Source organism: Tessaracoccus sp. MC1627, assembly GCF_014164725.1.
Taxonomy (GTDB): Bacteria; Actinomycetota; Actinomycetes; order Propionibacteriales; family Propionibacteriaceae; genus Arachnia.
Genome location: NZ_JACJGA010000005.1, coordinates 34,975 through 57,853 on the forward strand (window position 1 = coordinate 34,975; position 22,879 = coordinate 57,853).

Below are 22,879 nucleotides of genomic sequence, written 5' to 3' on the forward strand. Positions count from 1 at the left end.
CAGGCACACGTTCGCCGCCAGTCTAACCGTCGAGCCTGCGCGGGTGCGATATCGGGCTGCGACAAGGAGGAAGGCCGCGTGATCCGCCGGTGCCGTCTCTGTTCCCCTCGGCTCCCGCTGTCTTGGCCCTGGCTGCCGGTGCGGGGAGCCCAGCCCCGTCGCCCGGGCGGCCGTTGTCTACGGTCTGCGCGTTGGTGCCGGTGCGTTGGTGGTCGGGTGGTGAGGCCGCCCGGGCCTCGTCCCTGGTCTCCTCACACTCGTCTGCTGGTGGCGTGTCCGGGTTCGGGTGTGTGCCGCCTGGCTGTCCCCGTCGCGTCGACTGGCTTGTGTCTCGACGCCTGGCTTGTGTCTCGACGCCTGGCTTGCGTCTCGGCGCCTGCTCTAGATCGCAGGCGCCCCGGAGCCGCCTGTCCTATGTTCGGCAGCCAGCGCTGTAGCGCGGGCGGCCAGACTTATCGCAGGCGCCACAGGGCCCGCCGCCCTGAGACGAGCCGACGCGAGGTGTGTGCGAGTGTAGGGGTCGGCAGGTCGGCTCTGCGTCGCGAGCCAAATGCGAGGGTGGGGGTCGGCGGGGCGGCTGCGCGTCGGGATGCCCAACCCGAGGATCACCAGGCTGGCCTCCCGCCTCAACCCACTTTCACCAGGGCCGCCCGGCCGGCACACGCCCTGACCCAGGGCCACGCCACGGGGAATCGAGTGCGGGGAGGCGGGAGGCGAGGCCCGGGCGGCCTCGATCACCCGACCCACGCGTGACTCGCCGCAACTCGCAGAGACCGTAGACAGCGGCCGCCCGGGCGTCGGCTCACGTGTCCCGGCACCGTCAACGGGTCAGGACACCCAGGGCGGCGCCCAGGCGGCCCCCAGGGGTTTGGGGTCAGGCCTGGTGGCCGTGGTGGGCGTGGTGGGCCCACGGGAAGGTGGGCAGGGCGTCGGCGAACGCGCGCAGGATCAACTGAGACCCCTCCAGCGCCGACAGCGCCTCCTCCGCCAACTGCGCCTCCACATCCTTCGCGACAGAACGCACCTGAGGCGAGGTCCGCAGCGACTCCAGCAGCTCGTCGCGCACCATGTTCCACAGCCAGTCGCGCTGCTGGTCCAGCCGGCGGGCGGCCAGCGACCCCTCCGCCTCCAGCTCGGCACGATGCTTCTCGACGGTGTTCCACAGCTCGTCCAGGCCCACCCCCGTGTACGACGAGCAGGTCAGCACCGGAGCCCGGCGCTTCTTCGTGTCGCTGGTGATCAGCTTCATCGCGATGCTCAGCTCGCGTGCCGCGACCCTAGCCGCCTGCTCGTTGTCGCCGTCGGCCTTCGTGATGGCGATCACGTCCGCGAGCTCGAGGATGCCGCGCTTGATGCCCTGCAGCTGGTCACCGGTGCGGGCCACCTGGAGCATGAGGAACGTGTCCACCATCCCCGCCACCGCGACCTCTGACTGCCCCACGCCGACGGTCTCCACCAGGATCACGTTGTAGCCGGCCGCCTCCAGGACGAGCATGGACTCGCGGGTGGCGCGCGCCACGCCGCCCAGGTGGCCGCCCGACGGCGAGGGCCGGATGAACGTGTCCTCCCGCGCCGCGAGCTCGGCCATCCGGGTGCGATCGCCGAGGATGGAACCGCCTGTCCGCGACGACGACGGGTCCACCGCGAGGACCGCCACGCGGTGGTGCCGCTCATCGATCAGCTTGATCCCCATGGCGTCGATGAAGGTGGACTTGCCGGCGCCGGGGACACCGGAGATGCCGACGCGGAAGGCCTTGCCGGTGAGCGGGGCGATCAGCCGCAGCAGCTGATGCGCCTGCTCACGGTGCTCCGGCTTCGATGACTCGACCAGCGTGATGGCGCGGGCGATGTGCCCCCGCGATCCCGCGACGATCCGGTCCGCCAACTCCTCGGGTGTCACCTTCCGCATGGCCCGACCCTACCGCCGCAGCCGCCCGCGGCGACGTCAGCCCCGCCTGGCGTTGCCTTCGAGTTCCAGGATCTCCTCGGCGGCCGCCGCCACAGCGTCCCGCAGCTGCACGTCGTCGGCGAGCGACGGGTCGAGGAACGCGACGACGCGGGCCGCGTCGGCCTGCAGGTCCTCGCCGACGAGCCCGACAAGGCCCTCACCACCGGCGTCGCGCACAGGGGCGCCGTGCCCGCGGAGGTGCAGCAGCCACGCCGCGACCGCCCGCACGGCGGCCGCGGGCACCTCACCGCGCGCCCGGAACGCACTCACCGTCGGCATGATCCGCACGGGCAGTTTCAGTGACCCGTCGCTGGCGATCTGGGCCAGGAGGTGCCGGATGTTGGGGTTCTCGTAGCGATCGAGCAGCGCCCGGGCGTAGTCCTCCCACGGCACCTGTAGCCCGACCCCGGCCTCGGTCCACCACTGCTCAACCCAGGCGCGCAGCGTCGGGTGGGCGATGGCCTCGGACACTGTCTCGACGCCGAGGATGGGCCCGGCGTAGGCCAGCAGCGAGTGCGACCCGTTGAGCATCCACAGCTTGCGCTGCTCGTAGGGCTCCACCTCGTCGACGATCTGGACGCCCGCGGACTCCCAATCCGGACGGCCGGCGGGGAACTCCCCACTGATCACCCATTCGCTGAACGGCTCGGTGGGCACCGGGGAGGCGTCGACGTAGCCCTGCGTGCGGGCCACCTCCACGAGGTCCCCGTCGGTGGTGGCCGGTGTGATCCGGTCCACCATGCTGGTGGCCCAGGCCACGTTCCGGTCCATCCAGTGCACCAGCGAGGGCTGGACGGGCCAAGGAGCATGGCACCGCCATCAGCTTCGATCTCGGTGAAGGTCGCCCGAACGACGACCACGACTTCAACCTCGGCATCGTGCTCGACAAGCTCGAAGGCAAGTCGGAGTTCAAGGGCACGCCCAACACCGAGATGTTCCCCTTCCCCGACACCCGGATCTGAGGACCGACGATGACTGACAAGATGCCCGAGCGCGCCCAGGTGCTCCTCGACTTCCAGCCCACGAAGCAGTTCTTCGTCGGGATCGACTCCGACGGCTGCGCCATGGACGCCATGGACATCAAGCACCAGGAGTGCTTCACGCCCGCCTACATCAAGTACTTCGACCTGCAGGCCGCCTCCACCCTGGTCCGCGAGACGGCCCTGTTCGTCAACCTGTACTCGACCACCCGCGGCCAGAACCGCTGGGTGGCGCTGGCCAGGCTGTTCGAGCTGCTGAGGCAGCGGCCCGAGGTGGTGGAGCGCGGCGTGAAGGTGCCCGAGGGCGTCGAGCTGCGGAGGTTCCTGGACTCCGGCTACCCGCGCTCCGATCGCGGGATCGCCGAGTTCGCCGAGGCCCATCCGTCAGAGGAGATCGAGCGCTGCATCGCCTGGGGCAAGGGCGTCAACGAGCTCATCGCCTGGATGGTGCACGGCTGCGCACCCTTCCCGGGTGTGCGCGAGGCCATCGAGGCGATGCAGCCGGACGTGGACTGCATGACCGTCTCCGCGACGCCGATGGAGGCGCTCGAGCGCGAGTGGCACGAGCACGACCTGGCGAGGTACATGAAGGTGGTCGCCGGGCAGGAGATGGGCTCGAAGGCCCAGCACGTGCACTGGGCCGCCAAGGGCAAGTACCCGGATGACCACATCATGCTGATCGGCGACGCGCCCGGCGACCGCGACAGCGCCTTCTCCGAGGGCGTGCTGTTCTACCCGATCATGCCCGGTAGCGAGGCCGAGTCCTGGCGGCGGTTCCGCGAGGAGGCGCTGCCCAGGTTCCTGGGCGGCACCTACCGGGGGGAGTACATGGACTCCCTGGTGGCCGAGTTCGAGGCGCTGCTTCCGGAGAGGCCCACCTGGGTCACCGTTTGACGCTTGGGTCCTGTCCCGCGGGCTCCTCATCGATGATGAGGAGCCCGTTGTCGTTCAGAGCGGCCAACTGGGCCGCGACCGCCTCCGTGAGGGAGCCGTCGGGCGGGGTACCGAAGGCCGCCGCCAGTTCGTCGGTGAGCTGGTCGAGGGTGACCGGCCCGTTGCCCAACAGCTCAAGGATGAGGGTGGCGACGGGGCCCAGGCGGAGGACCTTGTCGTCGAGGAGGACCAGGGACTCGCCGTCGACAGGCAGGAAGTCCGTGAGGTCTGCGCACCTGATCACTGTTGTCCCTCCAGGTGGTCGGTGCACCACGGGAGGATCTGCTCCACCTCGCCGTATTCGACGAGGGTGCAGCCGGCGCGACGATGCACGTCGGCCATGAGGTGCAGCGGGCGGGGCAGCTTCGAGAGCGAGGAGGTCTCCGGGGCGATCATGGCCAGGGCGTCGAGGACGGGCAGGGGGGTGAAGGCGGCGTTGTCGCGGCCGGGGGTGCGGCGCAGCAACACCAGGTCAGTCAGCGTCGGAGACGGGGGGGCCTGGAGCAGCCCGAGGTCGTCGGGGGAGTTCTCCCGCTTCGGGTGCCCGTGGTCCGGGGCCAGCGTGATGGGCTTGGGGTAGGGGTGGATCCGCAGCGTGACCGGGTCGATGCCCACCGTCTCGTCGGAGAGGTAGCCGTAGCTCCTCCCGAGGCGGCGGGTGAGCGTGGACTTGCCCGTGCCGCCGGGGGCGACGAACACCAGGGCGCGCCCCGTCTCCGGGTGTGCCACCGCCCCGGCGTGGAACATGAGGAGCTGCCCGGCGCGGGCGGCGATGAACGCCTGGGTGATCTGCTGGGTGGCTGACTCCTGTGAGGAGTTCTTCCTCACGGTGACGTCGGCCTGGGCGGTGGTGTCGCGGGAGAGGCAGCGGGCCCAGAGGTGCCGGACGGCGTCGAGGTCGAGGCCGGAGTCGCCGAGGTCCACTGCGATCCCTGTGCCGAGGCCCGCGAGGGTGAGCGTGTGGGGTGCCTCACTCATCGGAGACCGCGAGCTTTCTCGCCGTGAGATCGGCCAGATATGCGGCAACGTGGGCGTGGATCTCCGCCGCCTCTGTGCCTGTTGCCTCGCTCACCGTGGCGACGATCTCGTCTGTGGTGGCGCCGTCGAGGCAGTGCCAGATGAGGGCGGCGGTGCCGTCGAGGATCACCACCTCCCCGACGGTGGGGGCCGTGGCCACCACGCGATCCTCGTCGTCCTCCCAGACCACCTCGGGATGGTGGCGGTGCGTCATGCTCTGCCCCCCGTCGAGGTGCGACGGGCGGCCAGCTCGCCGAGCAGTCGTCTCCATCGCAGCAGCGTACGCTGAGCCACCTCGCGGTGGCTGGGCGCGTGCCCCAGCTCGGCCTCGAGTAGGGACGGGTCGAAGAACAGCAGCCCCTGGACGACGGCGGCCTTCTTGCCGACGGTGGTCGCTGCCCGCCAGCGAGCACGCCATTCGTCGAGGCGGCTCGGGTTGCCGTCGCGGAAGTGCTTCCACAACAGGTACTCGGGATGGTCCCTGAAGGCCTCCAGGTCCCCGACGGCGGCCGCCACCCCGATCTCGGCGCCGAGATGTCGCGCCAGGGCGAGCACCCCCGTGCGCTCGTCGGCGGTGGCGCGGTCCCAAGCACGACCCGTATCGGGGTGGTGGGGGCCGCTGCGCGCGGAGTGCAGGAGGAGGAGCAGCCGCTGCGCCGTGACCGACGGCGTGGGGCACGGCACGTGACCCAGGTCCGTGCTTGTGCGGGCCCGCCACAGCTCGTCGAACGCCTCCGGCGCGAGGCCGGGGAAGCGGCGGTGCACGTCGGCGTTGCCTAGGGTGGGATGGAAGATGTTCATCGCGTGGCCGAAGGCTGAGCTGGTGGAGAAGCTGGTCTTGCGGATCCAGCCGTGCCGGGAGGCCCCGTCGAGGAAGCGGTGGACGTGCTCGGGGCGGATGAGGAGATCTGCGTCGCTGCTGTTGCGGTGAATGATCTCGGTGCGTTCGAAGCTGCCCTCGGCGTCGTGGATGTCGCGGGTGTCGAGCAGTTCCCGCGCGACGGCCGGCCCCTTGACGTGCAGGACGTCCGCCCCGGCCTTGTCGGCGATGCGCTGCAGCACGCCGTGGGTGAGGCGTAGCCGGACGTGGAGGGAGGGCTCTTTCGTCATCGCAGGGCGTCGAGGTAACGGCGGAGGGCTTCGGTGCCGTCGCTGGGCTGGAATCCGGTGGCCTTGATTTTGGCCAGGTCGAGGGTGCTGTGTCGCGGGCGTGGTGCGGTGATCTTGCCGGCTGAGAATGTCGCGGTGTCTGTGCGGGTCACGCGGCCCTGAGCGCCGCGGGCGTCGAAGACGGCGGTGGCCACGTCGAACCACGACATCGGGTTGCCGTCGGAGGTGACGTTGTAGATGCCGGCGGGGGCGCCCGTCTCGACGAGGTGGAGCGTTGCCCGGGCGAGGTCGTCGGCGAAGGTGAGCCTGCCGAACTGGTCGTCGACGACGGCGGGGCTGATCCCGGAGTCGGCGAGGCGGGCCATGGTGCGCACGAAGTTGGGGCCGTCTCCGATCACCCAGCTGGTGCGCAGGATGTAGTGCCGGGGCAGGGTGGCGACGAGCGCGTCGGCGGCGGCCTTGGAGGCGCCGTAGGCGCTGAGGGGTGAGAAGGGCTCGTCCTCGGCGTGGGTGTCGCGGGTGCCGTCGAAGACGTAGTCGGAGGAGACGTGCACGAGGGGGAGCCGGTGGCGGTTGGCGGCTGCGACGAGGTTGGCAGTGCCGGTCACGTTGACCGCCCAGCAGGCAGCCCGTCCGTCGGCTTCGGCGGCGTCGACGGCGGTCCAGGCGGCGGCGTTGATGATCGCGGAGGCCCGTCCCCACGGGAAGGCGGCGACGGCGTCGGCATCAGTGATGTCGAGTTCGTCTCGATCGAGGAATTGGGCGTCCGGAAGGAGCCGGCGCAGTGCCTGGCCGAGTTGGCCGCCGGCCCCGGTGACGACGGGGCGGGGCCGGGGCATCGGGATGACGTCGGCGAGAGCCGAGTGGGTGCGGTCGGCCTCGGAGACGATGGCCGATTCGAGGGGCATTGGCCAGTCGATGCCCGGGTGGTTGAGGTTGGCGAAGGTGTACTGGGACTTGGTCTCGGCTGACCAGTGCTCGTTGACCAGGTACGAGTAGCAGGTGCCTGCTTCGAGGGCCTGGTAGGCGTTGCCCACGCCGCTGGGGGTGAAGACGGCGGTGTCTGGGCCGATCTCGTGAGTGACCACGGCGCCGAAGGTGTCGCCCTCGCGCAGGTCCACCCAGGCCCCGAACACGCGCCCGGTGGCGACTGAGACCAGCTTGTCCCACGGCTCGGCGTGGATGCCGCGGGTGACGCCGGCCTCGGCGTTGAAGCTCATGTTCTGCTGCACGGGCGCGAAATCGGGCAGCCCGAGGGTCATCATCTTGGCGCGCTGCCAGTTCTCCTTGAACCATCCGCGGGCGTCGCCGTGGAGGGGCAGGGTGAGGATCAGGAGGCCGGGGATCGAGGTTGAGGAGAGGCTGAGCCCTGCGATCCCCTCCCCTGGGCGCACAGCGTTGGTCACGCGGCCAGCCTAGCCGGTGGATGCCTTGGCGCTCGCTCCATCCTCGTCAGTAGGCGCCGCGCGAGCTCACGACCGCGCGGAAGGTGCGCAGGAGGATGACGATGTCCTGAAGCATGGACCAGTTGTCCACGTAGTAGAGGTCGAGACGGACGGTGTCGTCCCACCCGAGGTCGGATCTGCCCGACACCTGCCACAGGCCCGTGATGCCTGGCCGCACGTCCAATCGACGCCGCACATGAGTCAGGTAGAGCGCCACCTCCTGCTCCATGGCCGGGCGCGGCCCGACGAGACTCATCTCCCCTCGCAGCACGTTGAACAGTTGGGGGAGTTCGTCGATGGAGAAGCGGCGGATGAAGCGCCCAAAGGGGGTGATGCGGGGGTCGTTTCTGATCTTGAACAGGGCACCCTCCGCCTCGTTGGCGTCCTCGAGGCCTTCGGCCCGGATCTGCTCGGCGTTCTGCACCATGGAGCGGAACTTCAGCAGTTGGAACGGCTCTCCTCCCATGCCCACGCGTTGCTGCCTGAAGAGCACGGACCCGCCGTCGCTCAGCTTGATGACGAGGGCTGTCACCAGCATGAGGGGGGACAGCAGCACCAACAGCAGTACTGAGGCGACCAGGTCGAAGGCTCGCTTGGTGAACCTGAGGGACCGCTCCGCCTGCGGCTTTCCCACGTGCATGAGCGGGAGTCCGGCCACGGGCGTCACGTGGATGCGCTGGCTGGAGATGTCGGTCATGGCGGGGACCACCACCATCTCGGCGCGGTGGCCCTCCAACTTGCGGGCCATCTCGTTGAACTCGCGCCCGCGTCGGACGGAGCCCGTGGTGAAGATCACGGCCCGGGCACCGGTGCGATCGATCACGCTCAGGAGGTCGTCGAGGGTGCCCACCTCGTCGATGTCGCTGTCTGACCTCGCGTCGACGTCGATCGACTCGTCGTCGGGCGGAGCCACCACGCCCACCGGGGTGTAGCCGAGCCACGTCTCCCTCCGCAGCACGGCCACGACATCGTCGACGGCGCCTCTGTCCCCGACCACCAGGGTGGGCAGACAGAAGCGACCGGACACCCGCAGCTGTTGCAGGATCCGCCTCGCGGTGCGGCGCCCCAGAAGCAGGGCGGGGATGCCGATGGCCACCAGGATGGCGACGAATCCCCTGGACAGCGGGTAGTTGAAGATGAAGGCGAAGAAGCCCAGAGCGAGCAGGAACAGCAGCGATGAGTTGAACACCTGGCGGTACTCGGCCACTCCGAAGCCCCAGTGGCGCGGGCGGTATGCCCCGCCGAAGGCCAGTGCGAGCAGCCATCCCACCACGATGAGTGGGGCAACGGGGATGACGAGTTGCTCCGCGTCGTTGATGCTCCGGAGGAAGGGGACCCACCTGCGCAGCGCCACCGCGGCAACCGCAGCAGCAGAAATCAGGGCAGTATCCAGGGCGACGAGTGCCCAGCGATACAGATTACGCATAGTGCTCCCCAACACCCCCTTCCGAGCACTCTAGCCAGTGGGTGTGGCGGACGCCGAATCCTCGACGGTGCGTGCCCTGCGGGCGGTGCCTATACTCGGGAGGACCGCGGGGCGGCACCCGCGATTATGTCCGGGGGTTCCGTACGTGACGCTCATCGAGTTCGTCCGCTTTCTGCGCCACGACGCGCGCCTGATCGCCATCATGACCCTCCTGGGCCTCGTGGCGGCGGCGGGCTACGCCTACCTGCAGCCGGTGGTGTACCAGTCGAGCGCAACGGGCATCGTCGTCGCCGGGGACAACACGAGCGTCGGCGGCGCCATGAGCGGCAGCGCGCTCGCGCAACAGCGCGCGGCGGTCTACGTGGCCTTGGCCGGGACGGCGGCCGTGCGGGACCGCGCCGCGGAGGCACCCTCCATCCAGGAGAACCCTTCGGCCGCCAACGGATCGATCAGCGCCAGTACTGTGACGGGCACGCCGCTGCTCACAGTCAGCGCCACCGGCGGTTCGGGTGAGGAGGCGCGGCTGCTGGCCGACGCCGGACTCGAGGCGCTCGCCGCCGAGGCGCTCGCCCTGGAGATGCGCACCCCCACTGAGGAGGGGACGCCGGCGAATCCGGACGATGTCGCGGTTCGGATCGCGACATACAGCCCCGCCTCCGCATCCTCCGAGCCGGTCTCGCCGAACTGGCTTCGACTCCTCCTCATCGGGACCGGCGCCGGGCTCGGGCTTGGGTTGGCCGTTGCCTTCGCCCGCTCGAAGCTGGACGTGAGGGTGCGCACTATGGCGGACGTCGAGGCTGAAACCGGGCACGGAGTCCTCGGTGTGATCCCGGACACCAAGGAACTGTCCGAGGCGCGCACCGGGGCTCGGATCAGCCTGTCCAAGCTCGGTCCGGCCGGAGAGGCGCTGCGCCAGCTCCGCACCAACCTGCGCTACGTCAACATCGACTCGCCGCCCAGATCGATCGTGGTCACGTCGGCGAACCCGGGCGAGGGTAAGTCCACCATCTCATCCACCCTCGCAGTGTTGATCGCGCGGTCGGGGCAGCCCGTGGTGCTCATCGATGCCGATCTGCGCAAGCCGGTGCAGCACACGATCTTCGGCGCGGACAACGCGATCGGGCTTTCGCAGGTGCTCGTGGGTGACGTGTCCGTGGACGACGCGTTGCAGCGCACGAGCGAGCCGAATCTCATGGTCCTCACCTCGGGCAAGGTACCGGCCAACCCTTCGGAGATGGTGGGCTCGCGGCGCATGAAGACGCTTCTGGCGGGCCTCTCAAAGCACTACTTCGTGATCACCGATGCGCCGCCGATCCTGGCGGTCACCGACGCTGGCCTCCTGACGGCGTCCACCGACGGGGCGGTTCTGGTTGCTCGGGTGGGGAAGACGCACAAGGAGCAGTTACGGATGGCGACGAAGCTGCTGAAGCAGGTGGGTGGCTCGGTACTGGGCACGGTTCTGCATCGAGCGCATCGCAAGAGCATGGGTGATGTGGTGTACGGCGCCGGACACGGCGGCGCTTATCAGGCCTACTACGGCACCGGAGACACCCTGCTCACCGAGGAGGACACCGCGCCCATCACGGTCCGACGCGCCGCAGCCCCGTCAGAGCCCCTCGCTCGCATTCCCGGTGACGTCACTCCGCCGGTGACTGTTCCACGCTCCGCGAAGCGCAGCGCAGGTCACTGACCTCCGTCCGCCTCCGCTGCAATCCGCTCACGCGCCGCTCCGTGATAGGCGAGGTAGAGACCCAGAGCCACGGCAATCGGCGGGCTGGTCAGGGAAAAGCCAATGTTGAAGGAACAGATAAGGCCGCAGATGAGCGCGCCCTCGGCCCAGACAGGTCGGTCCTTCGCGGGTAGCTGGTGAAACATGAGGAAGACGCCGACGATCAGGGCGATCAGAAGGCCCATGGCGATGAGGCCGCCCTCGGTCTGCATCGCCCGGTAGCTGTTGTGGAAGAACAGGGTGGTGCCCCTGATCTGTACCTCCGCCGTGCCAAGCCCCTGGCCGAGCCATCCCGCATCCCGAACCATCTGCTGTTCGGCAAGAGCGAGGGCCGCGCGGAGGTCGTCCGAGCCTGAGCGTTCGGTGAACCAGCCCCGTTCTTCCGCCAAGGCATCCATCCAGGCGTAGAGAGCCGCGGACACTCCGAGAGTCGCGACACTGAGCAGGCGATTAATCCGCGGCGCGAACCACACCCAGAGGGTGGCGACTGCGTAGGCGAACAGCGTCGTCCGAGAGACGGTCAGGAGCACCCCGATGCCCACCACGGCCCAGAACGCCAGGCGGGCACGGCGGGTGCGCAGTGACTGGATGACCGCGAATCCAAGCGTCGTGAGCACGTAGCCCGCCGCGTTCGGGTCCCCCAGCACGCCGGTGAGCCTGCCCTCGTAGCTGCTGCCTGGAATGAGCGCGGCGCTGAAAGCCAGGGCGATGATCATGCCTATCACCACCCCCCTGGTGACCGAGCGGACGTGCAGGCGGCCGGCGCCGAGGACGGCGGCGACGGCGAAGAGGGTGATGATGTTGAGGGAGCGCCGGAGCTCGTCGAGGCCGTGCATCCAGAGCGTCCAGCCCACCAGCCAGAGCACGAGCCCCGTCCCGGCCAGCGAGACCAGGACGCTGCCCGCCTTCCAGCGTGCGCCCGCCCAGACGCCTATGCCTACCAATGCGGCGCAGGCGAGGGTGTTGACCGGAAGAGTCAGGGCAGGGATGAGGAACTCAACCCCTCGCACGGGGATGAGCATGCCTAGGAGGAACACTGGGATGACGATGTCGCCCCACTCCTCCAGCCAGCGGTTCTCCCTTGGTGAGTCCGCGTCAGGAACAGCCAGGGTGGTGTCCGTGGTACTCACCGTGGCCTCCCGTCTTCCGTGCTAGCCCACGAGTGTGGCACAAGCTCGGCGACGTGCCGCCTCAAGGCCGCGGCGAAGTGCGACTCGTCGAATGCGGTGGCATGTGCGCGGATCTGGGATGCGTCCCACGCCCGGCCGGTGTTGCCCCGGACGGCGTCGCCGATCGCCCCGGCCGTGGGGGCATCGAAGAACGCGCCGGTGACCCCAGCGACGACGGTGTCGAGGTAGCCGCCAGCGCGGAGGGCGAGCGTCGGCGTCCCGAGGGCCGCGGCCTCGAGGGGGGTCAGGCCGTAGTCCTCGAAGCTGGGCGCGATGAGCGCCGCGGCTTGGCCGTATGCCCAGGCCAGCTCCCCGTCGGTGAGGCCCTCGAGCATCCTCACGTTGACCGGGAGGTCGCGGCGAAGCTCCTCGGACAGCGGCCCGCGGCCGACGATGGCCAGTCGTTCCATTGGCAACTCGCGGAAGGCGGCGATCACCTTGTCCACGTTCTTGTAGGGCAGCAGGCGGGACACCACCAGGTAGAAACCCTCGTCCCAGTCGGCGAGCGCGGCGATGGGGTGGGGGGCGACGGCGGAGTTCACAGCCGGCGGAGCCGGCACCACGGTCGCGTCGATGCCGTAGACGTCGCTGATCCGCTGCCTCACGACGGTGGAGTTCGCCAGGTAGCGGTCCGCGGAGCGGGCGGCCCGCTGATCCCAGTGCACCAGCTTCGGACGGAGGGCGGAGAGCAGCCATCCGACGGGCGACTTCGCCGGCGCCCCGCCGAGGTAGTCCTCGGCCAGGTACAGGAAGCGAGCGGGGGAGTGGCAGTACACGAGCTTCCTGCCGGTGGTGCGGAAGCCATGGGCGAAGCCGGTGGTGGAGACCAGCAGCACGTCGGCGTCGATGACCGGAGCCCGGTCGATCGCGCCCTGGTATAGCGGGAGGCCGAAGCGGTGGTCACGTTGGAGGGCCGCCAGGTTGTTGAGGGGCAGCGTCATGACCCGGGCGTCGCGCAATTCGGGGAACGTGGTCTCGGGGTTGTACACGGTGGTGTAGAGGGTCGCGTCGGGGAAGGCGCGCAGCATCGCCAGCGCGACGCGCTCAGCGCCGCCGCGCTGGGTGAAGTAGTCGTGCGCGATGGCCACGCGGGGACGGGCTGCCATTACACCTCCAACGACACTTGGTGGGCGTTGCGGTACCCCGCGAGCGCCGCCGACTCCACCGTGAGGGCCACGAGCTTACGGGCCACGGGCGACGGAAGGAGTCGGGCCGCCGCATCAGCCAGAGCCGCGAGCATCTGCACGAGCGGGGCGTTCAGCGCGCCGCCGAGCCCCAGGACCAGACGGTTCCACGCGCTCGGGTCGAGATCGGTGGGATCCCCGAGGACCCCGACGCCGTGCCGAGCCTCGAAGATGCGCCTCGCGGCTCCCGAGTGGAAGGCGCGGTTGCTGCGGATCCTCGTCGTCACCGCCGCCATGTGGTGTGGGGTCTCCAGATTCTCCACCAGTCGGACCGGGTAGCCCGCCTGATGGATGCGGTACCCGTAGTCAACGTCCTCAAAGCCGTAGGCCCGGTAGTCGGCGCTGTAGGCCCCGACAGCCTCGTGGACGGGGCGGGTGACGGAGACGTTTCCCCCCCAGTAGCGCCACTGCTTGGCTGGGTCCGTGGCGTACGCCTGCGACCGGAATCTCTGGTCGGTTGGCTGCCCGTAGACGCGCCAGTAGGGGGTCACGGCCGACACGTTGAGGGGGAGCCCGATTGCTCCGCCGGGCGAGTCGGAGTGGGCGGCCTTGTGCAGCCGCACGTAGCCGGTTCCGGGCTCCAGGTCGTCGTCGCACCGAATCAAGACGTCGCCGTCGGCGGCCTCGAAGCCGGCGTTGAGCGCCGCGACCCGGCCGCGGTTCTCCGGGAACACGATGGCCCGAACCGGGAGGTGCTGGTAGCGGGCGAGGACTTGCTCGGACCCGTCGACGTCGCCGTCCACCACCACGATCGCCTCCCACTTCGGATCGTCCTGAGCGGCGAGGGCGTTCAGCAGCCGGGGCAGGCGCGAGGCGCCACCACGACTGGGGATCACGATCGACGCGAGTGTCATCAGCGGGCCTCCAGCGAGTCCAGCAGGGCCCCGAAGCGCTCCGTCCCGGCGCGAGGTGAGAACTCCTCCTCCCAACGTGCCCGGGAGCGTGAGATCTGCTCGGCGGGATAGGCGGTGGCCGCCGCCCGGATGGCCGCGGCGAGGGAGTTGGCGTCGCCCGCCTTGGCGATGAACCGGGGGTCGTGGTCGGTGACCTCCGCCAGGGCCCCGGCGTCGGAGATCACGAACGGGATTCCCGCCGCCATGGCCTCGGCCGCGACGAGGCCGAACGACTCCGGGAACACCGAGGGGAACACGGCCAGGTCCACCTTGGAGAAGAACTCACCGCGGTCGACCCAGCCGAGGAACTCGGTGGGCGGGTCCAGCGCGGCGAGTGCGGCCGCGGTGTCGTCGGCGTCCGACTCGCTCGTGAACCGGGAGGCGCCCCCCACGATCACCTGGTAGCGCCCCGGGTCGGACGCGTTGAGCGAGGCGACGACTCGAGCCAGCACGCGCGCGCCCTTCTCGCTGGTGAGCCGCCCCAGGAAGCCGAGCCGGATCGGCCGGTCGGCGGGAGTGGCCGGCGGCGGAAGGGGCTCCAGGGCGAGGGACTCCGTCCAGTTGGGCAGGACGCGGAGGTGCCCGCCCAGCTGCGAGTTCATCCACTGCGACGGCACCACGACGGCGGTCGCGCGCCGCACTGCGATGGCAGCGAGGGCGCCCATCGGCCCGACCGGCAGCGAGTGGAGGTGCACGACCCGGTTGGGCAGCAACGACGTGGCGAAGGCCGGCTTCAGCCCGTTGCACCAGAGCAGCTCCGGCCGGGACTGGCGCGCCCACCGTCGGAGGTTGGCCAGGTAGCTGGGCGTGGAGCCGGCGTGAATCGTGACGGTTCGGAAGTCGTCGGCCATGGCCGCCTCCGCGAGGGCCCCCCCGGGGGTGACCACCTCGACGTCGCGCCCCAGTGCGCGCGCCGCCCTCGCCATCGCCAGCAGCATCACCTCGCCGCCGCCTATGTCGCCGTGGTTGGCCGCGAAGCTGATCCTCATCCGATGACCTCTTCGTACACCGCCGCGATCTGGGCGGTCATGTCGGCGACCGAGGGCCAGCCGCCGGGGAGCGTCGGGCGCCGGTCCACCTGAAGCGCCTGCTCGCGGAGGAGCGCCGCTACGCGCTCGACGTCGTCGCCGTCGGCCATGCAGTGGCCAGGCAGAATCTCCGGGTTGCCGCCGACGGGGGTGGCGACGACGCCCAGGCCGTGGACCACGGCGTCTAGGACCGAGTACGAGGCGTTCTCCCACGCCGACAGCTGCACCAGAACGTCGTGGTCGGCGAGTGCGTCCTCCGGCTCCAGGTAGCCCGGGAAGGTGACCCGGTCGGCGAGGCCGAGGTCGTGGGCCAGCGAGACGGCCTCTGCTCGAGCGGGCCCGTCGCCCGCGACGGTGAGGGTCGCGGCGGGGAGGTCGCCGGCGAGGCGCGCGAAGGCCCGGAGAGTGTCCGGGATGCGCTTCTCGGGGGCCAGCCGCGCGAGGCTGAGGAACCTCGTGCCGGGCTCGCGGGGCTGGCACTGCGGGCGGTCGACGCCGTTGAGGACGACGTGGATCGGCGGGGTGGGTCGCCAGGCGCGGATCATCTCACGCTTGGTCGACTCGCTGACGGCGATGAGCGCGTCGTAGCGACGGGATCGGGCGTGGTGAAGTGCTCGGCGGACGAGCGCCTTGGCCCGGCCGCTGTGGTAGAGCCGGTCGTCGGCCGCGATGCCGTGTTCGGACGACACCAGGTGCGTGGGCAGGCCGAAAGCCGCGGCGGGGACGAGGAAGTCGGCCCGCGCGAGGTGGGTGTGGACGACGGCGGGCTTCAGGTCGAGGATGATCGTCCTCAGCTGGCGGACCGCCTGGACGGGCGAGCTGTCGAGGGGTAGGACGTGGGTGGGGACGCCCAGCTGCGCCAGCCTGTCGAGCACGGGGCCGGCCGGAGCGGCGACGGTGAGGGCGTATCCGGGAATGCCCACGCGGGCCGCGTCGAGGATCTTGCGTGAGACGCCCGCCAGGTTGCTGACCGGGGTGACCCACAGTGCTCGCCTGGTCACGTCAGAACCACTGTTCCAACCGTTCGAGGGCGGTCCAGAACCCGGCGCCGCCGTCGGTGTGGCCCATCCAGATCTCGGGGATGAAACCAACGCCGGGAGAGAGGTCGTCGAGTTGCCTCGCGAGCAGCGGCCAGTCGACCTCGCCGTCGCCGATCTGCGGGCCCTCGCCGTCGACGCCCTCGGCGTCGACGATGTGCAGGTGCTCGGTGAGCGGGGCGAGCTTCTCGACGTAGGTGCTGAACGGCAGCTTGTGGAAGGTGGCCGCGAGCTTCGAGTGCGAGATGTCGAGCGTGATCCGCTGGCCGTACTGCTCGCAGAAGTCGACCGTGTCGTCGAGCCCCATGAACAGGTTGTGGTACTGCTGGCCGCCCATCAGCCACGGGTAGGGCGGCAGGGTCTGGGCGGTGAGCCGGACGTCGGCGGTGTCGAGGCGTTCGATCGCCTGGGCGATCCGCGCGTACATGGCTGGGCGCTCGCCGGGGTCGACGAAGCCGTCGGCGGTGAAGCCGCCCATCGTGGCGATGACGACCGGGGGCTCGTCCTGGGTGAAGTAGGGCGTCAGGTGCCGGGTGAGGTCGATGACCCGCTGCGTCTCGGCGATCGAGCGTTCCCAGACGACGTCGTCGGGGCTGGCGAGGTTGACGATGAAGTCGCCGGCGTACAAGTCCGGCAGGTGGACGGTGAAGCCGTACGGCAGGCGTCCGGCGAAGATCTCGTCGACGTCGAGCTCCACGTCCTTGTAGGACAGGTGGAACTCGACGAAGTCGGGGTTGGTGCCCTCGGCGAGCTTCGCGAAGTCGTGGTACCTCACGGGCAGACCCCAGGGCCGCCGGAAGGAGTAGTTCCGCTTGCCGACGGGGGCGTCGCTGAGGTCGCCCGCGTAGAAGAAGTCGCCCTCCTCGATCGCCCGGCCCGCCGTGCGCCCCAGGAGCTCGTGGAGCTTGTTGGGCTGCAGGCCGCGGCCGGGGGACTTGACCGTGACGTCGTCGCGCCCGATCCGCTCGCCCACGTTGATGCGGCGGGTGGCGACGAGCGACTTGGCGAGGTTGACACGGTTCATCGACTCGCCGGTGGAGACCACGCGGGCGCTTCCGTTGCCGAGCGACTCCTCGAGCTCACGGATGCGCGCCACCATGGCCCGGAACTCGCCGGGGAGGAGGGAGACCCTGTGGTCGTTGCCCTCGAGGCTCTGGTCGGTGGTGAAGTGCTTCTCGATGATCCGGGCGCCCATCGCGACGGCGGCCAGCGGCACGTGGTAGCCGCGCTCGTGGCCGGAGTAACCGACGGGCCCGCCCGCGATCTCCGCGAGGCGGGACAGGTACCGCAGGTTGATGTCCTTGAACGGGGCCGGATAGGTGCTCTGGCAGTGGAGCATGGCGAAGGGCGAGCCGGACGAGCGCAGGAGGTCGGCGGCCTCGATGATCTCGGCCTCGGTGCTCATCCCCGTCGAGACGATGAGCGGGAGCCCGGTCGCGAACATCTCGTCGAGGAGCGTGTGGTTGGTCATGTCGGCGGAGGCCACCTTGAGGCCGGGGACGCCGTAGTCGGCCAGCACCTTCACGCTGGGCGAGTCCCACGGGGTGCACAGGACGTCGACGTCGACGGCTCGGCAGTGGTCGAACACCTCGACCATCTGCTCGGCGCTCAGCGAGTACTTCGCGAGCAGGTTGAGCGTGTACTGCGCGCCCAGATCCTCGCCGCCGCTGGCGGCGCCGGTCTGCCGGTACAGGGCGTCCATGTCACGGAGCTGGAACTTCACGACATCGGCGCCGGAGTCGACGGCGAGGTCGACCAGCTCCTTGGCGAAGTCGACGTCACCCTGATGGTTGTTGCCGATCTCGGCGATGATCAGCGTCGGGTCCTCGGCGGAGACGCGGTGGCGGCCGATCTGGAGGGCGCGGCGGTCGTTGCTGGCGACGGCGACCAGGCGGCCTTGGTCGTCGAGCAGTGGCACGTGGCTGATGGCACCTGTGATGAGCGCCGAGATCTGCTGGTGCGGGTCGTCGATCCGGGCGCGGACGCAGGAGGCGTTCGCGGGCTGCCGACTCGGGGAGTCGAGGAGGGCGTCTGGGGTTGCGATCAGCCAACGGCGCACGTCGCCGTCGGTGAGCGAACCCACTAGATGTCCGTGGTTGTCGACGACGAAGACGATGCGTGACTTGTTGGCGTCGATCCGTCTGAGGGCGCTGAGCAGCGGCTCGTCATCGCGGACCAAGTACTGGCCCACACGGCGCTCGATGATCATCTAGCGGCCCCCCCGCGAGCTGGTCGTTCATGCCCCTCGTTGAGGGGATCACTCCCATGGTGGCACAAGTTGGTTGCGTGCGGCTTCAGCGTTACTTCCGCTGGGTCTTCGCCGACCGCGGGGGAGGCCCGTACTTGAGGTACCCAACCATGAATCCACAGGCGTCGATGAAGTGCCTCACGTGGCGGCTGCGAGTTGATGCGCCGGGTCGGGCCAGGCGCACTGGCAACAGTGCTGTGGTGCGCGCCAGGTGCGCAACCGTGCCGGGGAGCGTGAATCCCTGGTACGCCCCAGGATGACGATGGGCCATGGCCACCCGTGCCTGGGCGATGAGGAACTCCTTCTTGATGGCTTTGGTCTTTGGGGAGATGGAGAAGTAGACGACGGCTTCGGGGCAGTACGTCATGGGGAAGCCTGCCTCCTGGGCACGCCAACAGATGTCGACATCCTCGAACCCGTAGCGCGGGAGAGTCTCGTCGTATCCGCCGATCGCGTCGAAGCAGCTCCTGGTGATCGCCAGGTTGCAGTTGCCGCCATGGGGGAGATAGGGAGTTCGCGTGAGCCCGTGGGGGAAGGTGTCAGGCTTCGGCTCCCCTCGAGGGCTCACCCCCTCGATTCGACCCCCCAGGATCCCGTCGCCAGAGAGGCAGTCGGCGATGGCCTTGACCCACGCCGGATCTACCCGGTCGTCCGCGTCACAGTAGGCGATGATCCGGCCTGTCGTCGTCATGGCGCCGACGTTGCGGGCGTACGGGATGTTGCGGCGTTCGTGGGCCTCGATTGCGAGCTTCCGAGTCGGTGCGCCGGGTCGGGATTGCCACTCCGCGATGAGTGTGGGGGTGGCGTCGGTGGACCCGTTGTCGACGACAAGGACGTCGAACGGCGGGTGGCCCCGCTGAGCGTCCAGGGCGTCGAGTTGTCGTCGAATCGTCGCCGCCCCGTTGAGCACGCAGATCACTACGGACACCTCGACCCGGGTCATGGGCGCTCTCCTTCGAACAGGTGGGCGATCCGCGTGCTCGCCGAGACGCCACCGATAGAAGTCAATGGCGACTGGGGTGTCGGCGTCATCCCCCACCTCGACATCGCGTACCGCTCCCAGAACTCCTCCAGCCATTGTGGGGGATCGAGGTGAAAGACCCACGCGGGGATTCCGCGCGCGGCCGCCTCCAGCACCCCGGTGGAGAAAGCGCTGACCACGGGGCGGTCGACGTCGCTCAACCGGGCCGCGTCGTCGAACTGCATGCCGGCGCGTCTCCAGGCCGCGTGCTGAAGACGCGACAGCTTGTCTTCCTCGCGGGGATGAGGCCGGTACCAGCAGCCCGTCTCGCGCCAGAAGGCGGTGACGGATCGCGCCATTGACCTGCGGGACAGCTCGGCGCCGTGGAGCTGGCCGAGGAAGACGGGGGTCTCGAAGCGGCTCACGTGACGAGCGGGCGCGCTGGCCGCAGCTTCGAGCAACGGTGATCCCGTCACCACGAAGCTGAGGTCGGGCCGCCCCTGTCCGAGGAAAGAGGCGTCCTCCTCGGACCAGACCGCCACACGGGAGTTCCGTGGAGGGGGAGGTGAGAAGGGGGTCAGGAGGCCGTGCTGGACCACGAGCTGCCCCCGCTGTTCACGTTGGGCGAGGCCGTGCGCCCATGCCCCGGTCCCGAGGTGGTCGCCGATGGAGGCGACCGCCCTGACGGACGGCCAGACCTCGTCGATCGATCCGAGCTCGGTCCACTCGCCGCCCAGCTTGAGGTGGACGCCCTCAGGATGAGCGACGACCGCCCCCAGGTCCGTGGCGGTCTCGAGCGGCTTGATCAGGGCGTGGTCGTTCGTTGGGGAGTCAGAGTCGCACGCCACAAGAATCGTCGGGTCCGCTCCTCGAACCCAGAAACGGCGTGCGGGCTGTGGGGCTGGCGAGCGGCGGAGGGAGCGGGCGCGGTCCTTCAACACGTGCAGGCGTCGCCGGGATTGCTGCCAGCGGCGCCAGGAGTCCAGGTCCGAGTACTTCAGGCCCACAGCTGCGCCACCTTCGCCGCGCGGTGCGCCCATGTGTGCTCTGCGAGGGTGCGCTTGCGCCCAGCCAGGCGTAGGGCGTCGCCCCACCTGTCGTCCCGAATGGCGCGCTCGCACAGCTCCAGCAACTCGGCCTCATCGTGGAAGACGGCGACCTCCTTGCCCGGCTCGTAGAAGTCGGAGACGTCGTCCCGGTCGATGAGCTGCACGCCGCCGACGCCCGGCACCTCGAATGTCTTCATCGTGAAGCCGTCCTGATCCCCGTGAATGTTGATCGCGGCCGGCGCGCCTGCGGTCAGCGCATACCCATCCAGCCGGCTGATGTCACGGGAGGACGGGACGTCGGGTCGGCTGATCTGCCAGGTGCGGGCGCGGTCGAGGAGGTGGCGCGACCAGTCGCGTCCGAACGCGCGAAGCGGCACACCACGGGCCGAGAGATGGGTGAGAAGCTCCTCTCGACGTGGATAGCGCGCGCCAATGAAGACGACCTCGTTGGCGTGGCGCGGCGCGGGTGACATGGCCGGGTCGAACGCATTGGGTAGGTGGAGGCAGTCACGGCCCGAAGCGATGAAGGCGGCGGTGTCCAGCGGGGAGTAGGACATCAGGTGGTCGTACCGGTCGAGCGAGTCGTCCGTATGAGACGTGCGTCGCACCTCGTCCCAGAGCCAGACGATCTTCTTCGAGCCCACCTCGTCCAACGCCGCGAAGACAGACTCACCGAACTGATCCCCTCGAATCACCAGCGTGACGTCCGGCCGATGAGCCCGGATGGCCTGTGCGGTGCCCGCCGTGACGGTCGCGTTCACGCGGTCTTTCCTGACGCCAGCCTTGGCCGGAAGCTCGTGCAGCGCCTTGTACGCCACCTTGTCGAGGAGGCGGTCCTTTCGGTCGTAGAGGTGGGAGTTGATCTCGAACCCGCAGCTGCGGAAGCCATCCTCGATCGACCGCCAGTAGCCGTGGAAGACGGGGCTCACCAAGAGGAGTCGAGGGCTGGTCCTCATATCCGGGTCCAGACGAGCGACAACTCTTCGCGTGCAACGGTCAGCGGCTGGACGTCGATTCCTCGTAGCCGCCGAATGCTGTTCCATGCGAAGTTGATGAACGTAGCCACGGTCAGTGCGACGCGGAGACGCCTCAACCCTCCCCACTTCTCTGCGTACCGCAGCTGGGAGGTGACGAGCCAGCACCGGCGCTTGGCGGGGTCCGACGATCCGCCGCCCTCGTGGACGACGGAGACAGCGGGCAGGTAGACCCGCTTCAGGCCGCGAGCGGCCAACCTGCGCTGCAGGTCGATCTCTTCCGAATTCATGTGGAAGCTTTCGTCCATCCCACCCACCGCACGAAAGTCCGCAGTGGGAACCAAAAAAGCCGCCCCGACGAGCCAATCGACCTCGACGGGCTGGGTGGTGGTGAGGGTCCGAGGATTATGGCCCAAGAGTCGCTGGAACCACACGCGTTGGTGCCAGCGCGCCAGCGGCGTGAGCCACTCCAGAGTCTGGTTGGCGATACTCGGCCAGGAGCGTGCGGTGTGGTCGACGCGCCCGGCGGGCGTCACCACTCGGGGAGCGGTCACCGCCGGCTGCCATGGTGCGCTCGCGTCGATCAGCGAGGAGATGAATGTCGGATCGATCTCCAGGTCGCTGTTGAGAATCAGAAGGTAGTCGCCGGTGGCCACCGCAGCGCCGCTGTTGACCGCCGAACCGAAGCCGCCGTTCTCAGTCCGCCTCACCAGTTTGTATGCGCCCGAGGGAGGGAACGGTACGGGTGAGCAGTCGTCGCTGACGATGATCTCCAGTCGGAGAGGGCCGGCTTGGTCAGTTAGCTGGTTGACCAAGGCGAGCGTTGGTTCGGGCGCCCCATAGTGTGGAATCACCACGCTGAGCAGATTCATAGGGGGCTCCTCCCCAAGCTGATGGAGTGATAGAAGCGTGACGCCTGGAACGCGGCGGCCGCAATGGCCGGCCTGACCTGACCCGCGGCGACGGCTCTAGGTAGCTGCTTGGCCCATTCCCAGAACCAGCGAACGGATGTTTTGTCCGATGCGGGGGGTGGGATGTCTGGATTCTGCCGGTGCTTGTTGTACAGCATTACGTGCGCCTTGCCGTATCGAAGCTGTTGGCGAATCGCTGACCTGAGATCGTCGCGTTGGTAGTAGTCCACCGCAGCCCCCTGGGCATGACCGATGCGAAGGCCCAGCTCAATTGCTCGCCAGCCAAGATCCACGTCCTCTTGGCCAAGAGAGAGGGATTCGTCGAAGCCGCCGACGGCTTCGAACGCCCCCCTCCGTATGCCGATGTTGCCACCGGGGGCGTAGGAGCGGTAATTCATGGAAGTGGGGACGTTGTTCCCGTTCCAGATGGTGTCGCGGTTGGGAGCGCCCGGGTGCCTCAAGTGGAGTGGCCCGGTGACGATGTCATGGGTTGCCAGGCCCGTGCGCATCGCGCCCACCCACTCTGGGTGGACCACATCGTCGCCGTCACAGATGAGGATCATCGGTTCATCGGTAGCCCGCGCGGCCACGTTTCGTGCGTGCGCCACCCCCGGTTTCTCCGAGGAGTCCACCACGCTGATCCCGCCTCTGAATCGGGCTCCCCAGCCCGAAGCCAGCAGGACAGTCGCGTCCGTCGAGCCGTTGTCGCTGACCACAACCTTGAAATTCAGATCGGTCTGGTTGTTCAGTGCGGTCAACTGCCGCGGGAGACGGCTGGCCTCGTTCTTGCACGGGATGATGACGACGATGTCGACGGTCACTGGCATCACCGGTTCG

21 protein-coding genes are annotated in these 22,879 nt (G+C 69.1%); 2 read left to right on the plus strand and 19 right to left on the minus strand.

Translation table 11 applies throughout. From position 1 onward, the window contains the following. Positions 1-874: 874 nt before the first annotated feature. Both meaB and H5399_RS11265 read right to left on the minus strand, forming a co-directional pair. Positions 875-1,909, minus strand: coding sequence for a methylmalonyl Co-A mutase-associated GTPase MeaB (meaB, locus tag H5399_RS11260; protein WP_182783153.1), 1,035 nt, complete (start codon positions 1,907-1,909; stop codon positions 875-877). A 36-nt stretch (positions 1,910-1,945) separates the two neighbouring features. Next, positions 1,946-2,719: a hypothetical protein gene (locus H5399_RS11265; protein ID WP_182783154.1), complete on the minus strand. Its 774-nt coding sequence runs from the start codon at positions 2,717-2,719 to the stop codon at positions 1,946-1,948. A gap of 200 nt (positions 2,720-2,919) precedes the next feature. On the opposite strand from H5399_RS11265, the gene H5399_RS11270 reads away from it, so the two are divergent. Continuing rightward, entirely contained in the window at positions 2,920-3,822 is a 903-nt protein-coding gene (locus tag H5399_RS11270; protein WP_182783155.1) for an HAD family hydrolase, read from the plus strand. On the opposite strand, the gene H5399_RS11275 is transcribed toward H5399_RS11270, so the two are convergent. From H5399_RS11275 to H5399_RS11300, 6 genes are all read right to left on the minus strand, one after another. Further along, positions 3,812-4,105 carry a PqqD family peptide modification chaperone gene (locus tag H5399_RS11275; RefSeq protein WP_182783156.1) on the minus strand — a complete coding sequence of 98 codons (294 nt, stop codon included), beginning with the start codon at positions 4,103-4,105 and terminating at the stop codon, positions 3,812-3,814. The genes H5399_RS11270 and H5399_RS11275 overlap by 11 nt on opposite strands. Next, positions 4,102-4,839 carry a hypothetical protein gene (locus H5399_RS11280; protein WP_182783157.1) on the minus strand — a complete coding sequence of 246 codons (738 nt, stop codon included), beginning with the start codon at positions 4,837-4,839 and terminating at the stop codon, positions 4,102-4,104. The genes H5399_RS11275 and H5399_RS11280 overlap by 4 nt, the downstream gene beginning before the upstream one ends. Continuing rightward, the gene (locus H5399_RS11285; RefSeq protein WP_182783158.1) at positions 4,832-5,092 is read right to left on the minus strand and encodes a PqqD family protein; all 261 of its coding nucleotides are present in this window, start codon (positions 5,090-5,092) and stop codon (positions 4,832-4,834) included. The genes H5399_RS11280 and H5399_RS11285 overlap by 8 nt, the downstream gene beginning before the upstream one ends. Next, the gene (locus tag H5399_RS11290) at positions 5,089-5,988 is read right to left on the minus strand and encodes a 2-nitropropane dioxygenase (RefSeq protein ID WP_182783159.1); all 900 of its coding nucleotides are present in this window, start codon (positions 5,986-5,988) and stop codon (positions 5,089-5,091) included. The genes H5399_RS11285 and H5399_RS11290 overlap by 4 nt, the downstream gene beginning before the upstream one ends. Next, positions 5,985-7,364, minus strand: coding sequence for a sugar nucleotide-binding protein (locus H5399_RS11295; protein ID WP_182783362.1), 1,380 nt, complete (start codon positions 7,362-7,364; stop codon positions 5,985-5,987). The genes H5399_RS11290 and H5399_RS11295 overlap by 4 nt, the downstream gene beginning before the upstream one ends. 76 nt (positions 7,365-7,440) lie before the next feature. Then, the gene (locus tag H5399_RS11300; protein WP_182783160.1) at positions 7,441-8,859 is read right to left on the minus strand and encodes a sugar transferase; all 1,419 of its coding nucleotides are present in this window, start codon (positions 8,857-8,859) and stop codon (positions 7,441-7,443) included. A gap of 145 nt (positions 8,860-9,004) precedes the next feature. Here H5399_RS11300 and H5399_RS11305 point away from each other — a divergent pair, with 145 nt between their 5' ends. Beyond that, positions 9,005-10,549 carry a polysaccharide biosynthesis tyrosine autokinase gene (locus tag H5399_RS11305; protein WP_182783161.1) on the plus strand — a complete coding sequence of 515 codons (1,545 nt, stop codon included), beginning with the start codon at positions 9,005-9,007 and terminating at the stop codon, positions 10,547-10,549. Here H5399_RS11305 and H5399_RS11310 read toward each other — a convergent pair. The 11 genes from H5399_RS11310 to H5399_RS11360 all read right to left on the minus strand — a co-directional run bounded on the left by H5399_RS11310 (position 10,543) and on the right by H5399_RS11360 (position 22,863). Continuing rightward, a complete protein-coding gene (locus tag H5399_RS11310; protein ID WP_182783162.1) occupies positions 10,543-11,718 on the minus strand; it encodes an O-antigen ligase in 1,176 nt (391 codons plus the stop codon). The genes H5399_RS11305 and H5399_RS11310 overlap by 7 nt on opposite strands. Next, complete coding sequence (locus tag H5399_RS11315; protein ID WP_182783163.1) at positions 11,715-12,863, minus strand: glycosyltransferase; 1,149 nt, start codon at positions 12,861-12,863, stop codon at positions 11,715-11,717. The genes H5399_RS11310 and H5399_RS11315 overlap by 4 nt, the downstream gene beginning before the upstream one ends. After that, positions 12,863-13,795, minus strand: coding sequence for a glycosyltransferase family 2 protein (locus tag H5399_RS11320; protein ID WP_182783164.1), 933 nt, complete (start codon positions 13,793-13,795; stop codon positions 12,863-12,865). Before H5399_RS11320 ends, H5399_RS11315 begins: the two co-directional genes overlap by 1 nt. Next, a complete protein-coding gene (locus tag H5399_RS11325; protein WP_182783165.1) occupies positions 13,795-14,823 on the minus strand; it encodes a glycosyltransferase family 4 protein in 1,029 nt (342 codons plus the stop codon). Before H5399_RS11325 ends, H5399_RS11320 begins: the two co-directional genes overlap by 1 nt. Beyond that, a complete protein-coding gene (locus tag H5399_RS11330) occupies positions 14,820-15,863 on the minus strand; it encodes a glycosyltransferase family 4 protein (protein WP_182783166.1) in 1,044 nt (347 codons plus the stop codon). Before H5399_RS11330 ends, H5399_RS11325 begins: the two co-directional genes overlap by 4 nt. Position 15,864: 1 nt before the next feature. Then, positions 15,865-18,108, minus strand: a complete 2,244-nt coding sequence (locus H5399_RS11335) for an N-acetylneuraminate synthase family protein (protein ID WP_182783167.1) — start codon at positions 18,106-18,108, stop codon at positions 15,865-15,867. A gap of 91 nt (positions 18,109-18,199) precedes the next feature. Then, positions 18,200-19,090, minus strand: coding sequence for a glycosyltransferase family 2 protein (locus H5399_RS11340; RefSeq protein WP_182783168.1), 891 nt, complete (start codon positions 19,088-19,090; stop codon positions 18,200-18,202). Next, positions 19,087-20,115: an RNA-binding protein gene (locus H5399_RS11345; RefSeq protein ID WP_182783169.1), complete on the minus strand. Its 1,029-nt coding sequence runs from the start codon at positions 20,113-20,115 to the stop codon at positions 19,087-19,089. The genes H5399_RS11340 and H5399_RS11345 overlap by 4 nt, the downstream gene beginning before the upstream one ends. Continuing rightward, positions 20,106-21,086: a glycosyltransferase gene (locus tag H5399_RS18550; RefSeq protein WP_182783170.1), complete on the minus strand. Its 981-nt coding sequence runs from the start codon at positions 21,084-21,086 to the stop codon at positions 20,106-20,108. Before H5399_RS18550 ends, H5399_RS11345 begins: the two co-directional genes overlap by 10 nt. Positions 21,087-21,109: 23 nt before the next feature. Continuing rightward, a complete protein-coding gene (locus H5399_RS11355; RefSeq protein ID WP_182783171.1) occupies positions 21,110-22,003 on the minus strand; it encodes a glycosyltransferase family 2 protein in 894 nt (297 codons plus the stop codon). Beyond that, positions 22,000-22,863, minus strand: a complete 864-nt coding sequence (locus H5399_RS11360; RefSeq protein WP_182783172.1) for a glycosyltransferase family A protein — start codon at positions 22,861-22,863, stop codon at positions 22,000-22,002. Before H5399_RS11360 ends, H5399_RS11355 begins: the two co-directional genes overlap by 4 nt. Positions 22,864-22,879: the final 16 nt, after the last annotated feature.

What these genes read in the sequence shown, in the direction of transcription:
- meaB (WP_182783153.1), bottom strand. Translation starts at nt 1,909, where the DNA reads ATGCGGAAGGTGACACCCGAGGAGTTGGCGGACCGGATCGTCGCGGGA.
- H5399_RS11265 (WP_182783154.1), bottom strand. Translation starts at nt 2,719, where the DNA reads ATGGACCGGAACGTGGCCTGGGCCACCAGCATGGTGGACCGGATCACA.
- H5399_RS11270 (WP_182783155.1), top strand. Translation starts at nt 2,920, where the DNA reads ATGACTGACAAGATGCCCGAGCGCGCCCAGGTGCTCCTCGACTTCCAG.
- H5399_RS11280 (WP_182783157.1), bottom strand. Translation starts at nt 4,839, where the DNA reads ATGAGTGAGGCACCCCACACGCTCACCCTCGCGGGCCTCGGCACAGGG.
- H5399_RS11285 (WP_182783158.1), bottom strand. Translation starts at nt 5,092, where the DNA reads ATGACGCACCGCCACCATCCCGAGGTGGTCTGGGAGGACGACGAGGAT.
- H5399_RS11290 (WP_182783159.1), bottom strand. Translation starts at nt 5,988, where the DNA reads ATGACGAAAGAGCCCTCCCTCCACGTCCGGCTACGCCTCACCCACGGC.
- H5399_RS11300 (WP_182783160.1), bottom strand. Translation starts at nt 8,859, where the DNA reads ATGCGTAATCTGTATCGCTGGGCACTCGTCGCCCTGGATACTGCCCTG.
- H5399_RS11315 (WP_182783163.1), bottom strand. Translation starts at nt 12,863, where the DNA reads ATGGCAGCCCGTCCCCGCGTGGCCATCGCGCACGACTACTTCACCCAG.
- H5399_RS11320 (WP_182783164.1), bottom strand. Translation starts at nt 13,795, where the DNA reads ATGACACTCGCGTCGATCGTGATCCCCAGTCGTGGTGGCGCCTCGCGC.
- H5399_RS11325 (WP_182783165.1), bottom strand. Translation starts at nt 14,823, where the DNA reads ATGAGGATCAGCTTCGCGGCCAACCACGGCGACATAGGCGGCGGCGAG.
- H5399_RS11335 (WP_182783167.1), bottom strand. Translation starts at nt 18,108, where the DNA reads ATGATCATCGAGCGCCGTGTGGGCCAGTACTTGGTCCGCGATGACGAG.
- H5399_RS11340 (WP_182783168.1), bottom strand. Translation starts at nt 19,090, where the DNA reads ATGACCCGGGTCGAGGTGTCCGTAGTGATCTGCGTGCTCAACGGGGCG.
- H5399_RS11355 (WP_182783171.1), bottom strand. Translation starts at nt 22,003, where the DNA reads ATGAATCTGCTCAGCGTGGTGATTCCACACTATGGGGCGCCCGAACCA.